Here is a 12,588-nt window from a genome sequence, read left to right on the forward strand (position 1 = left end):
AGCCAAGTTCGACAGCCACCACCCTTACGATGGTGATGCGCGAGAACTTCGCATGATCACACGCCGAATCCCGGCCGCGGAGCTGCCCTTCTTTAGATTCGCCGACGCCCGGAAATCAGCTGAAACACCACAACGATAATCGCGATCACGAGCAGAAGGTGGATGAGCCCTCCAGCGACATGAAACACGAATCCCCCAAGTATCCAGAGAACGAACAAGATGACGGCGATCGTCCACAACATGAAAGGTCTTCCACTTCCCACCTTAACGACCTCTCGAAAACGTGAGGAGCCCACCAGACGTTCCAACCCTCGCGATTAAAATCCGGATCTGAAACCCGATCTCGATCTCGCGCATCCGCCGGCCGATCGGGGATGGGTGGTAAGGAGCGACCGACCGCTCGTGGTCCGGACACGAAGGCAGGCAGGATCAGGGCACCGCGGTCGCTATCGAGCGTTGGCCACAGGCAAGGAACCAACAGCTCGACCCGATGCCGCGCTAGGCCTTCATCCTTTTCGACGGTGCATGAGCCGTTCCTGACACCGAAGGTCTGGAACCTCCCGATATCCAGCGTGCCGGAGCCGAACAACAGAAGGATTGTCGAGCTTATTCCATCGATCAGTTCCGCGCCGGGCAGGCTTTCCCGGCCTGGTCTGCTGGAGGGGTCTGCGATGATCCCGACGTGGCTTGCCACATCGAGCAAGGCAGAAGCCCGCTTCCCAGAACGCCCTTCGATCGCCCGACGCGGCGCGCCATCGGCGGCCTTCCTCACCGGATCGGCAGAGGACTCTGCTCCGGGGGACTGTCCGCTTCCGACCCGTCAGGGACACTCCGCACACAGTGTCACCAGCCAAAGAGCTGGACACTGAACCGCGGAATGGCATGCCATGAGAAACTACCGGCCCTGAATGACACGAACGAGCTTAGGCGTGGCCTGCATCGTTCGTATCGCTTGGAAGTCCGCGTAGGTGATGCGACCGGATGTGAGAGCTGCAACCATTCTCTGACAGTACAGGGGGATGGGGTCTCGGTTCGGCGGCAAGTTCATGAGAACGCCCATAGCCGAAATGTTCCTTGCTCCAGACCGACGGGCAATGGTCGCACACTCCTGAAGCGCGGCGCGACGCAGCGCCGGACTTCCCTTCAAGGCTTCGGTAGAAGCCGCGTACTGGACGGCCGTAAGGTTCCGTCCTGACCCTTGTTGCGCCGAGGTGCAGCCACTGAGCAGTGCCAAGCCAACGAACAGGGCGAATTGACGTCTTTGCATGTCCATTCCCCATGGATCGAAGCCGCCCATCGATAACTGGCGAGTAGTTCCGTTACGTCAATGACGACCGCTGGATTGCGAGATCGGGCGCTTGCTACCTTCAATGGACAGGATAGCACTCGCTTTTGCCGTAAAGGACGCAGACAAACTCGACGTTGCCCTTCACCATCCGTTGAAACTCTGCCTTGTCCGTCCAGCTGCGCTCAACCTGGCACGTATCAATCCGATCCCGCATGGTTGCGATCGGTGCACCGATGCAAGAGGGCGTTCGGCCCTTTCCGAAGATGCCGATGTCCACAGGCGGGATCAGCTTGCGTCTCATCACCAAATCCCCAGACGCCTCCAGCTTGTAACCTTGCGATACGAGCTCATCCAGCTTCGGATGTGCGCTGGTTTCCTCCGCAGCGAGCGCGGTTACCGCTGCATATAGGGTTGCGAAGGTGAGGAGGACGCAGACCCTCATGACCAGACCGTTGTCTTGTTTGCGCAAACGGCAGCGTATCGGTCGCCACACCTCGAAACCAGAGCGACCGCAATCCACCCCTACTGGACACTCCGGTTGGTACTCGACAGCGATGTAGGCCACCACTCGGTGTCGAAGGTTCCACCAATTCTGCAAGCTCGCCGCTCCGAAGCCGGCCAATCAATTCGCGACAAAACGTCCTGAACGCATGGAGCAGTATGGCCTGCTGTATTGCAGGGGATCGCGATACGGCATGGTCAGCCCGATTCAGGACGGGGTGTGAGACCGATGACGAAACTGACGGCGTATGCGATCACGCTCCTGTCGATGCTGGCCATCGCGCCGGGAGCCCGGGCGCAGGAACCGGTCATCCTGACTTTCGCGGCTCACGACACCGACACCGACATGGCGCCGCTCACCGCCTGCTTCCATCGCTACGAGGCCGGGAACCCAGGGATCCGCATTGCCTACCGGCAGACGCCGATCGCAGACGTCATGCAGAGCGTCATGACCTCGCAGGTCGCGGGCGCCAGCCCCGACATCTACAACGTCTATTCGATCTAGGGGGAACGCCTGGTCGACAACCCGATCCTCGCCGAACCGCTGCAGGAGATCCTCGACTTCATCGCCGAGAACTTCGAGGCGAGCACGGCGCAGGCCGCGGTGATCGACGACAAGCTCTGGGGCATCCCTGCCGAAGTCGCCCTCTACATGCTGATCTACAACAAGAAGCTGTTCGCCGAGGCCGGCATCGCCGAGCCGCCGACGGACTGGCCGAGTCTGATGAACGCGGCCGCCAATATCGCCAAGCGCGACAGTCTCGGCCGCGTCAAGGTCGCGGGCTATGCGTTCGGGCCGAGCGTCGCCAACGCGGCGCATCCGTTCCGCACGCTCCTGTTCTCGAAGGGCACGAGCATCCTGACCGATGATCTCATGGGCACGCACCTAACCGAGCCGGCTGCGGTGGAGGACCTGGAGGGCCTGGAGGGCCTGGAGGGCCTGGAGGGCCTGGCTGAGCTGTTTCGCGACGGCTTGACCAGCGCCTCGCACCAGATCCGCGACTTTCCGGCGGGCCGCATCGGCATGATCACCGGCGCCAACTGGATGAAGCAACTGATGCGCGAGCGGCTCGGCAACAAGCTCGACGAAACGGTCGGCGTCGCCCCGATTCCCGGCGGTCCGGACTGGAAGACCTATCAGTAGTCCTTTTAGCAGAGCGTGGACGCCAGGAGCGCGCATCCGGCGGAAGCCTGGGCGCTCCTGCGCTGGCTACATAGCCCGCAGGGCGAAGGGCAACGCTCCTACGTCGGCGACATGCTGGTCTCGCCGGGCAGCCTGACGGCCAACAAGGCGGACCTTGCGGCATCGCAGGCGGATTTCGGCGACACTTTCACCGCTCCATTCGTCGAGGCGCTGCGTTCGAGGCGTGCGGTGAGCGATCCCAACGTCGCCCAGACCGCCGAGGTGGACCGTGTCCTGCGCAAGCAGATCGAGGAAGCCTGGCTCGGCCGCATGAGCCCAGCCGACGCGCTCGCGAAGGCGGACGCCGAAATCACCGACCTCCTGGCCCTGCCGCAGTGAGCGGCACGGCTGGCAGCCAGACCCGGGACGCTCGCCGCGCATGACGCTCGGCAAGCGGCTCGCGCCGTATGTGTTCCTGGCGCCGACGCTGGTCCTCGGGACGGTGTTCTTCGTCCTGCCGCTCGTGCTATCGCTGGGCCTGAGCTTCGCGACCTGGAACTCGCTGGCCCCGCCGCACTTTGCGGGGCTCGCCAACTATCGCTACCTCCTGACGCGCGATCCCCTGTTCTACGCCTCGGTGCGCAATACGGCCGTGTTCGTGGGCGCGACGATTGCCGTCGGCGTGCCGCTGGCGCTGGCCCTCGCCTTCCGCCGAAGCCGGCTGAAGCGCCTGTGGCGCAGCGCGTTCTGGCTGCCCACCGTCACCACCGTCGTGGCGGTCGCCTACATCTGGCAGTTCCTCCTGGCCGATCCCTACGGCTTGGTGAACCGGCTGCTCGCGCTCTTCGGCATCGCAGGTCCCGCCTGGCTTGCCGATTCCGCCTTCGCGGTGGTGGCCCTCGTGGTCGTCTTCGTCTGGTTCCACGTCGGGCAGGACATGATGCTCTTGGCCTCCGGCCTCGACGGGAGCGAGGAGGCGGCCGAAATGGACGGGGCCGGCCCGCTGCGGGTGTTCTGGTATGTGACCCTGCCGCTCCTGAAGCCGACGATCCTCCTCGTCGCGATGACCAACATGATGAAGGGCGTCGGCTACTTCGCGCTTATGCTGGTTCTGACCGGCGGCGGCCCCGTCAACTCCACGCATGTCGCGGCGCTCCACATCTACACGATGGCCTTTTCGAGCGGCGTGTCGTGGGTGACCGGACTGCCGGCCGGCAGGCACAGGGTCAGGGGATCGACGGTGCCGGCCGCGCCGCGCTCGGCCTTCAGGCTTCGGTAGCTATCGATCCAGCGCGGCTCCTTGATCAGGCGCAGCGTCGGCAGGATCGCTTCGGCGATCTCGGCGAACGCTCCGATCAGCGCCGTGTCGTCGTCGAACCCGTAGCCGTAGTCCGACGGCAGGTTCCCGGGCAGCGCCGCCCCATCGTCGAGAAACAGCGCGACCTTCCACGCCCGCGCGCCGGTCCGGTCGAGATCGTGCAGCGGGAATCCGACGAAGCGCCCCGGCCGCAGCGTGTCCCGATAGGCTCGCGCGGCATCGGGCAGCGTAGGCAGGCCCGCCAAACTCATCAGCCAAACTGCCGTCTGAAACGAGGCTCCCGTATCCGTCAGCGGATCGGTGTCGCCCCGGCTTGATGGGAAACCTGGGATCGGCACCGCGGTTTGCGACGACAAGAGTTGCCGAATGGATGTTTGGCCGCAGGATCGAGAGAAGCGGCGTCCGGTCGCCGGCTCGCCTCAGAGCGGTTCCGGCTTCCCGCAATTGGGAGGCGAACCGCCGAGACGCTCGGGGGTCGACCGCTGCGTTCAGGCCGGCTGACCGTTGCCGCCGGTCGAACCGAAAATCTGCCCCGTGGAGTAGCTGAGGAGCGGGTCGGCGGCCGCGACGTAGAGGCCCGCGATCTCGGCCGGCTGCCCCGCGCGACCCATCGGCGAGTCGCCGCCGAACATACGCAGCTTCTCCTGCGTCGCGCCGCCCGACACCTGAAGCGGCGTCCAGAACGGGCCCGGCGCGACCGCGTTGACCCGGATGCCGCGCGGGGCCAGCTCCTTCGCCAGCCCCTTCGTGAAGTTGAGCACCGCGGCACGGGTCATCGCATAGTGCATGATCTCCGGCGACGGATTGCCGGCCTGCTCCGACGAGGTGTTCACGATGACCGCACCGGCGCCCATGCGCTCCAGCGCGGCCTTCGTCAGCCAGAACGGCGCATAGACGTTGGTCTTCATCGTATCGTCGAAGAGGTCCGACGAGATGTCGGCGATCGAGGGCCGCGTCTGCTGCAGGGCGGCGTTGTTGACGAGAATGTCGAGGCCGCCCAGCTGGCCCGCCGCCTGTGCGACGAGGCTCCGGCAGAACGCCTCGGTCCGCAGGTCGCCGGGAATGGCGACGGCCTTGCGACCCTCCGCCTCGATCAGGGCGACGACCTCCTTCGCGTCCGGCTCTTCCGCCGGCAAGTAGTTGATGGCGACATCGGCGCCTTCGCGGGCGTACGCGATGGCCGCGGCTCGGCCGATGCCGCTGTCGCCGCCGGTGATGAGCGCCTTCTTGCCGGCCAGCCGGCCCGATCCCTTGTAGCTCGTCTCGCCATGGTCGGGCCGCGGGTTCATCTTCGAGGCGAGGCCGGGCCAGGGCTGCATCTCGGTGGGATAGGGGGGCGTCGGATAGGCCGCGGCACCCGGGGCGGTCGGGGCAGCAGCGGTGTCGGCCTCGGCTTGCGCGGACGCCCTCGTGTTGGAGGCGAGCGTCACGGCAGCGCCGGCGGTCAGCGCCGCTCCGGCCAGGAACGTGCGGCGGTTCGTATCGGTCATGGGGCATCTCTCCGTCTTCCAGAGCGAAGCCCGCAGCGAACCGAAGGTTCCCGGTCCGGTTTGCCGCATGCGGGAACGTCCCCGGTGAGGGCCCCGGCTGGAGGCGCCGCCGGCTCCATCCGAGGCGACGCGCGCCTGCGATCGGGCGACTTCCCCCACGGCGACACCAGCGTGACGGCCGAAGCGATCCGTTAACGTGTCATAAAATTGGGTTAAAATCAGCCCTCGCCGGTTTAGCCGAGGGCGATGAAATTCCGGCACTCCCACGCCATCGAGTCTCGACTCACCCCCGTGGCGGATGCGGAAATGATGATCACGGCCTTGTCCGGCAGCGAGCTGCCGGCGTTTCGATCGCTGAGGACCATCAATCAGCAGATCGCCCTGTCCAGGACACGTCTGGCAACGGGTTTGCGGATCACCGGCCCTTCGAGCGATCCCCCGTTGTGGCGGGTATCCACCGAATTCCGATCCCGAACGTCCGCTCTCTCGGTGCTCCGCGCCGATCTCGACCGGGCTCATGTTCTGACGGCCCGTGGCGCCGACGGGCTCGGCGACACGCGACAGGCCCTGCAGGCCCTTCAGCTGCTCCTGGCCCGAGCGAAGGGCGATCCGACGGAGCGCCCCGCCCTTCACGCCGAATTGAGGTCCGCGATCGGGGCCTTGCGGACGATCGCCGAAGGGGCGTCGGTAGCGGGAACCGGCATCCTCACAGGATCGGCCGACGTCCTCACATTCCCGGCTTCGCTCGACACCGACGCCGCGCGTTATGCGATCGCTCTCGACAAGAGCCGAACCGTCCTCTTCGGCATGGGATCGGGTGACGGCATCCTCGAGACCCCGTTCGATCTTTCGGGCCTGTCGGCGGTCGCCAGCACCGGCCCGGCCTTGCTCGGCCTTTCGGGGACCACCACGGCTCAACCGGGGGCGGACGCCTTTTCCGTGCCGACGAGCGGTCTCGCCGGGGCAAATACCGACATCACCGTTGGGGCTGGCGCGCGGGATGCGACCGCCGCGACGCTCCGCCTCGGCTCCCTCGACGCTGCAGCGGTCGGAAGCGGCGACCGGCTGCAGTTCGATCTGACGGTCGACGGCGTGCGCCGAACCGTGACGGCGGCCCTCCCCGCGGCGGCGAACGCGGCTTCGTTCGGGGCCGCGCTGCAGACCGCGATCGACACGGCGATGGGCCCTGGCAAGGTGCGGGTCACCACGGGCACGGACGGCGCGATCACCTTCGCCACGGTCAGTACGGGATCGAACGCCCGTCTCGAGGTCGCGAACATCGCCCTCTCGGACGGGAATGGAACTGTGACGGGCATCGGCGGTCTCAGTCCCCAATCGGCCTACAGTTCGACGCAGGCGACCATCGGCGGGCAATCTCGAACCTACGACGCTCTGGGCAGCTTCAGCGTGTCCGGCGTCGACAGCACCGACCGACTGCGCCTGCGGATCGACGCCCTCGCCGGCGGACAGACCGGTTCCGGAACCATCGACGTCCAACTCGCGGGGGTGACCGACACCACCTCGATGGCAGCGGCCATCAACGCGGCCATCAGCCGCGATCCGACCTATGGCGCGTATGTCGGCGCTACCGTCGTCAACGGCGAGGTCGCCGTCTACCTGAAGATCAGCGGCAACATCAGGGCCTCCTCCATCACCGGCATCGACGGGAACGGCACAACCGTCGGCGACAGCGGCCTTCGCGCCGGCTCGGCGGGGGGAACCGCGGCGGTGAGCGGGACCAGCGCGACCATCACCACCGGGTCCGATTTCCAGGGGCCGGTCACGATCGCAGACGGCGGATCGTTGCTCTTCGATCTCGTGCGCAACGGCCAATCCACCACGGTTACCATCACGAAGGCGGACGTGGACGATGCGCTGGCCTCGGATGCCGGCTACGATCCGTCGAGCGGGACGATCGCAGACGCGGGCGCGCTCGCGCGCGTCGTCACGCAGGCCATCCGGCGCGCCGGGATCGGCGACGTGTCCGTCGCCGCGTCGGGTGGGAGATTGCAGCTCGCCTTGACCGGGCCATCCGCCGATGGCGACACGCTCGAACTCGCAAACGTCCAGTCACCGGCGGTCGCCGCGACGCAGGCCGCACTCACGACCGGCAGCGTCTTTTCCGTGCCCCTGGTTCTGGACGCGAGCCAGTCGATCTCGTTCCAGCTCTCGGTGGACGGACAACCCGGAACCTCGATCACCTTGGACCGCAGCTCGATCGAGGCGGCACTCGGCATGGACACCGGATTTTCCGAAGGACGGATCGAGAACGCGGACCAAGTGGCCCGGGTGGTGCAGCAGGCCCTGATGGAAGCTGGGGTGGCTGGGGTAACTGTCGCCGCCGCCGCGAACCGGCTCCGGTTCACGAAGGCCGCCGCGGGCGGCGGCAGCCTGGCGCTCGCCGACGTCACCCTCCGCTCCGGCTCGGCGCTTCCCGCGGGCACCACGCTCCTGACGCTCGATCGGACCGTCGAGGCCTTGGCCCCGCTGGACGAAGGGCGCTTCCTGCAGCACCTCGACGCCATCGCCTCGAACATCGCCATGCTCGTCGCGCACGTGTCCGAGGCCGAGGCGTACGTGGGATTTGTCGGCACCCAGCTCCGGAGCCAATCCAGATTCAGCGCCCGTCTGGAAGGCATCTACCAGGACGCGTTCAGGACGATCGCCGAAGTCGACATCAGCGCCGAACAGGCAAGGCTCAAGGCTCTGGAGGCGAGGCGCGAACTCCTGAAGCGCGCCCTGTCGATCATGAGCGAGTCGCGACAGAATCTGCTGCTGCTGTTCAAGGACTGGGCGCCTGCAGGGCAGGCCGGGTAGGGCTTTCGGCGGCGGGAGCAGCGTCCGAAGCCGCCGTGCACGTCTGGTCTTCCCCGCGTGAGATGGTCAGACGCGCACGGCCCGGAACGTCGTGACCTTGTGCCATTCCCTCTGTTCGAGGTTGGGAGTCCTCCTTCGGCGACTGGCCGATCACCCCGTATCTTCGACCGCCTCGACGAGGGCGCGCGTGATCGGCGCGCGGGCGCGCTCGTAGCCTGTCCAGGGGTCGGGGCCGGATAGGCGGTCGAGCACGTCGTCCGGTGTTAACGTGTTGGCGGCCTCCAAACCGGCGAGTTCGTTCCACGACACGGGCGTCGCGACCGGCGCCCCTGCCCTCGCCCGCGTCGAATACGGCGCGACGGCCGTCTGGCCCTGCTCGTTGCGCAGCCAGTCGATGAAGATGCGCCCACGCCGCCTGGCCTTCGACATGGTGGCGACGAAATGGACCGGATCGCTCGCCGCAATCCGATTGGCCAGCCCCTTGGCGAAGCGCGCGACGTCATCGAAGCTCGCCTTGGGTAAAAGCGGGACGACGACGTGAACGCCCTTGCCGCCGGTCACCATCGGGAACGCGCTCAGGCCGAGCGCCTCCAGCGCGCCGCGCACGAGGACGGCGGCCTCGCGCACCGCCTCGAAGCCAACGGACGGATCGGGGTCGAGGTCGAAGACCAGGCGGTCGGGCCGCTCTATGGCGTCGTTATGCGAGCCCCAGATGTGGAATTCGAGCGCCCCCATCTGCACGGCCGCCACAAGGCTCGCCGCGTTGAGGAGCGTCATGTACCGCGCCGGTTCGCCATCGTGCTCCAGAAGGTCGACCGTTCCCATCTCATCGGGGAAGCCCTCGCCGAGATGCTTTTGGAAGAAGCAGGGGCGCGCCATGCCGGAAGGGCAGCGCTTCAAGGTCAGCGGGCGGTCGCCGGCGTGAGCGAGCATGTGCGCGGCAACACGCTCGTAGTAGCGCGCGAGGTCGCCCTTCGTGACCCCGCCCTCGCTATAGACAACACGATCGGGATGCGAGATGCGCACGCCTGAGACGGTGAGATTTCCACCCTTCGATCCGCTCGGCGATAGCGCAGGCTTTTCGACACGTTCGTCCACCACGGCGCCCGCCGGCTTGTCGGCGCGCAGGCCCTTGAACACGCCGTGACGGATCTGCCCGTCGGCCGTCAGTTCGGCGAAATCCACCTCGGCGACGAGGTCCGGCCGCACGAAACACGCGTTCCGGGCGACCGGTCGCGGCAGGTCGGCAAAAGGCGAGGGCTTCGTCTCCAGCGCTTCGAAGCGCGCGGCAAGATCTTCCAGCGCCTTGGCGTCGAAGCCCGACCCGACACGGCCGCGATAGACGAGCCTCCCGTCCTCCATGACGCCGACGAGGATCGAGGAGAAGGGCCGACCGGGCTTGGCCGACCGCGACCAGCCGCCGATCACGAATTCCTGCCGCCGCGTGCACTTCACCTTCAGCCAGTCGCCGTTTCGGGTTCCAGTGTATGGCGCATCGGCGTGCTTGGACACGATGCCCTCCTGGCCGCCCTCGCAGATGCCTTGGAAGACGGAAGGGCCGTTGCCGCGCACATGCTCGCTGTAGAGAAGCGCGCCCTCCCCGCCCGCCTCGATCAGCGCCTTCAGGAGCGCCTTGCGCTCGAGGAGCGGCGCGCCGGTCAGGTCGTTGCCGTCGAGTTCGAGAAGGTCGAAGCAGAAGCAGGACAGAGGCGCCCCGGCACCGAGCGCCTTCTGGAGTGTCGAGAAGTCGGCGCGCCCGTCCGCGTCGAAGGCGACGACCTCGCCGTCGATCAGCGCACTCTTGCAAGGCAGCGCCAGCGCCGAGTCCATCAGGCTTGCAAAGCGCGTCGTCCAGTCCTGCTCGTTGCGGGTGGAGAAGCGCACCGCGCCGCCGCTGAACGCGATCTCGACGCGGTAGCCGTCGTACTTCACCTCGTGCAACCAGTCGTCGCCCTCGGGCGCCGCGTCCGTCAGGAGAGCGAGTTGAACCGGGCGGAAAGCGGGGAGCTTGGCCTGTCTGCCTTTCGCCTCGCGCCGGCTCGACTTGGGGCGCGCCGCCGGCCCCGCCGCGTCCGCGGCCGAGCGTACCATCGTCCTCGAAGGGCTTCCCTTCGCGATCTCGTCGAGGCTGCGTCCCGTCTTGACGCTCCGGTTGAGGGCGAGAAGGTCCGTGTCAGGCGCCGCATCCCCGTCGCGTTCCTTGATGAGGAGCCAGTTCTCGCGGGCACCGCGATCCCTGCCCTTCATCCGCACCAGCGCCCAGCGGCCGTCCATCTTCTCGCCGTGAAGGCACATCTTGAGATTGCCGCATTCAAGCCCCTCCGTGGCATCGCCCTCGGGCTCCCACCAGCCTCGGTCCCAGAGCATGACCGTGCCTCCGCCGTATTCGCCGGCCGGGATCGTGCCCTCGAATGTGCCGTAGTCGAGTGGATGGTCCTCGACCCGGACGGCCAGCCGCTTGTCGGCCGGGTCGAGGCTCGGACCCTTCGTCACCGCCCAGCTCTTGAGGACGCCCTCCCATTCGATGCGGAAGTCATAGTGCAGGCGGCGTGCATCGTGCTTTTGCACGGTGAACGCCAGCCGCGTCCCCGCCTGCCCGACATGCTTTCCACCGCCTTCCGGCTCAGCCGTGCGCGTAAAGTCCCGCTTCTCGCGGTAGCGCTTCAGCAGCGTGTCGGCGCGGGACGCCATCGGCCGTCTCGACCTCAGGCCCGCTTGCGCTTGGGTGCGGCCTTCGCCTTACCCGCCGGCTTGCGCGCGGGTGTCTTGTCGCCCTCGCCCCTGCTGCGTTCCAGGCTCTTCTTCAGGCTGGCCATCAGATCGACGACGTTGGACTTGGCATGGCCCTTCGGCGCCTCGTCCGGCTCGTCCTCGATCTCGACTTCGCCGTGCTTGCGGCGCTTCTCCTCGACCAGCGCCCGGACCGCCGCGAGGTAGTGGTTCTTGAAAGCCCCCGCCGTGAACGGATGGGTCTTGCGTTCGATCAGCTCCTGCGCGACCGCGAGGAGATCGTCATCGGTCTCACCCTTGGCGATGTCGGCGAACAACTCGTCGGCCTTGCGGATCTCGTCGGCGTAATGGAGCGTCTCGAGCAGAAGGCCGGTGCCGTAGGGCCGCACGGCGACGAGATACTCCTTGCCGCGCATCGTCATCTGGCCGAGCCCGGTCTTGCCGCCCTGCTTCAGCGCGTCCCGCAGCACACGAAACGCGTCCTCGGCGAGTTCGTCCTGCGGCACGACATAGTGCGGCTTGTCGAAGTAGAGCGGCGGGATTTCAGCGGTGTCGACGAACTGGACGAGTTCCAGCGTCTTCTTGGTCTCGAGCTTGACCGCGTCGAGCTCCTCGTCGGTGAGGATGACGTACTGGTCCTTCTTCACCTCGAAGCCGCGCACGATGTCGTCCGGCGAGACCGGCTTATGCCCCTCGACAACCTTGTCGTAGTGGATGCGCTTTCCGCTCTTCCGGTCGATCTGGTGGAAGCTTACCGTTCCGGACGACGACGTCGCCGGAAAGATCTCGACCGGAATGGAAACGAGGGACAGGCGGATTTGGCCCTTCCAGATGGGACGCCGCGCCATGCGAGAAACTCCGGACCGAACAATGGCGGACGAACGCCTGGCTCGACGCGGACGTTCCGCCCGTGCGCCGACCGGAAACCGGTCACGGGAAACGAGAAGCCAGCGCTGGTCCCGGCGCTAGGATCCGTCTTCCAGCCGCTTCTCGACCTTGCGACGGCTGTTGCCGACGTCCTTGACGGCCTCTTTTACCTCAGCCTTCGAGACGCCTTCCTTGCCAGCCTCGTAGCGGACCTCGTGGTCCTGGCCGGCGGCGACCCGGGCGCGGTCCTGGGCGCGACCGCGGGATGTATGCTCGTTCGACATGGCGCTCTCCCTCGTCGGGTTCGGGCGGACCAAGTTCCAGGCCGCCTATGAATTGAATTCACGCCAGTAAACGCTAGTCGGGATGGTAAGTTGTTCTTTTCCGAACCAAAACGCTTGGGTGGCTCAAAACCCAGCGTGCCTCGTTGGGACGGTTTATTTGCCGGCCCATG

The 12,588-nt window shown here is 66.5% G+C and carries 12 protein-coding genes; 5 read left to right on the plus strand and 7 right to left on the minus strand.

The genetic code is table 11. The features are described 5' to 3' along the window. Positions 1-92: 92 nt before the first annotated feature. Positions 93-242 (minus strand): lmo0937 family membrane protein, encoded by a 150-nt coding sequence (locus tag ASF65_RS21225; protein ID WP_156369174.1) that lies wholly within the window; start codon positions 240-242, stop codon positions 93-95. 1,125 nt (positions 243-1,367) lie between these two features. Continuing rightward, positions 1,368-1,856, minus strand: coding sequence for a hypothetical protein (locus ASF65_RS05135; protein WP_156369175.1), 489 nt, complete (start codon positions 1,854-1,856; stop codon positions 1,368-1,370). A gap of 162 nt (positions 1,857-2,018) precedes the next feature. Between ASF65_RS05135 and ASF65_RS05140 the strand changes: the two genes are divergently transcribed. Genes ASF65_RS05140 through ASF65_RS05155 form a run of 4 tightly spaced genes read left to right on the plus strand, consistent with a single transcriptional unit; the run spans position 2,019 to position 4,191 of the window. Beyond that, the gene (locus tag ASF65_RS05140; RefSeq protein ID WP_055886170.1) at positions 2,019-2,294 is read left to right on the plus strand and encodes a hypothetical protein; all 276 of its coding nucleotides are present in this window, start codon (positions 2,019-2,021) and stop codon (positions 2,292-2,294) included. A gap of 48 nt (positions 2,295-2,342) precedes the next feature. Then, positions 2,343-2,933: an extracellular solute-binding protein gene (locus ASF65_RS05145; protein ID WP_348271164.1), complete on the plus strand. Its 591-nt coding sequence runs from the start codon at positions 2,343-2,345 to the stop codon at positions 2,931-2,933. A gap of 15 nt (positions 2,934-2,948) precedes the next feature. After that, on the plus strand, positions 2,949-3,311 hold the full coding sequence (locus ASF65_RS05150; protein ID WP_055886177.1) for a hypothetical protein: 363 nt from the start codon (positions 2,949-2,951) through the stop codon (positions 3,309-3,311). A gap of 40 nt (positions 3,312-3,351) precedes the next feature. Further along, complete coding sequence (locus ASF65_RS05155) at positions 3,352-4,191, plus strand: sugar ABC transporter permease (RefSeq protein WP_055886180.1); 840 nt, start codon at positions 3,352-3,354, stop codon at positions 4,189-4,191. Here ASF65_RS05155 and ASF65_RS21230 read toward each other — a convergent pair. Further along, the gene (locus ASF65_RS21230; RefSeq protein ID WP_156369176.1) at positions 4,074-4,481 is read right to left on the minus strand and encodes a hypothetical protein; all 408 of its coding nucleotides are present in this window, start codon (positions 4,479-4,481) and stop codon (positions 4,074-4,076) included. The genes ASF65_RS05155 and ASF65_RS21230 overlap by 118 nt on opposite strands. 237 nt (positions 4,482-4,718) lie before the next feature. Then, positions 4,719-5,720, minus strand: coding sequence for an SDR family oxidoreductase (locus ASF65_RS05160; RefSeq protein ID WP_055886182.1), 1,002 nt, complete (start codon positions 5,718-5,720; stop codon positions 4,719-4,721). Positions 5,721-6,527: 807 nt separating this feature from the next. Between ASF65_RS05160 and ASF65_RS05165 the strand changes: the two genes are divergently transcribed. Next, positions 6,528-8,537 carry a hypothetical protein gene (locus ASF65_RS05165; RefSeq protein ID WP_244486562.1) on the plus strand — a complete coding sequence of 670 codons (2,010 nt, stop codon included), beginning with the start codon at positions 6,528-6,530 and terminating at the stop codon, positions 8,535-8,537. 150 nt (positions 8,538-8,687) lie between these two features. Here the strand turns inward: ASF65_RS05165 and ligD are convergent, their stop codons facing one another. The 3 genes from ligD to ASF65_RS05180 all read right to left on the minus strand — a co-directional run bounded on the left by ligD (position 8,688) and on the right by ASF65_RS05180 (position 12,418). Then, positions 8,688-11,228, minus strand: a complete 2,541-nt coding sequence (gene ligD / locus ASF65_RS05170) for a DNA ligase D (protein WP_055886186.1) — start codon at positions 11,226-11,228, stop codon at positions 8,688-8,690. A 14-nt stretch (positions 11,229-11,242) separates the two neighbouring features. After that, complete coding sequence (locus ASF65_RS05175; RefSeq protein ID WP_055886188.1) at positions 11,243-12,115, minus strand: Ku protein; 873 nt, start codon at positions 12,113-12,115, stop codon at positions 11,243-11,245. Positions 12,116-12,232: 117 nt separating this feature from the next. Continuing rightward, positions 12,233-12,418 carry a DUF3606 domain-containing protein gene (locus tag ASF65_RS05180; RefSeq protein ID WP_055886189.1) on the minus strand — a complete coding sequence of 62 codons (186 nt, stop codon included), beginning with the start codon at positions 12,416-12,418 and terminating at the stop codon, positions 12,233-12,235. Positions 12,419-12,588: the final 170 nt, after the last annotated feature.

It is taken from the genome of Aureimonas sp. Leaf324 (genome assembly GCF_001423245.1).
Lineage (GTDB): Bacteria > Pseudomonadota > Alphaproteobacteria > Rhizobiales > Rhizobiaceae > Aureimonas.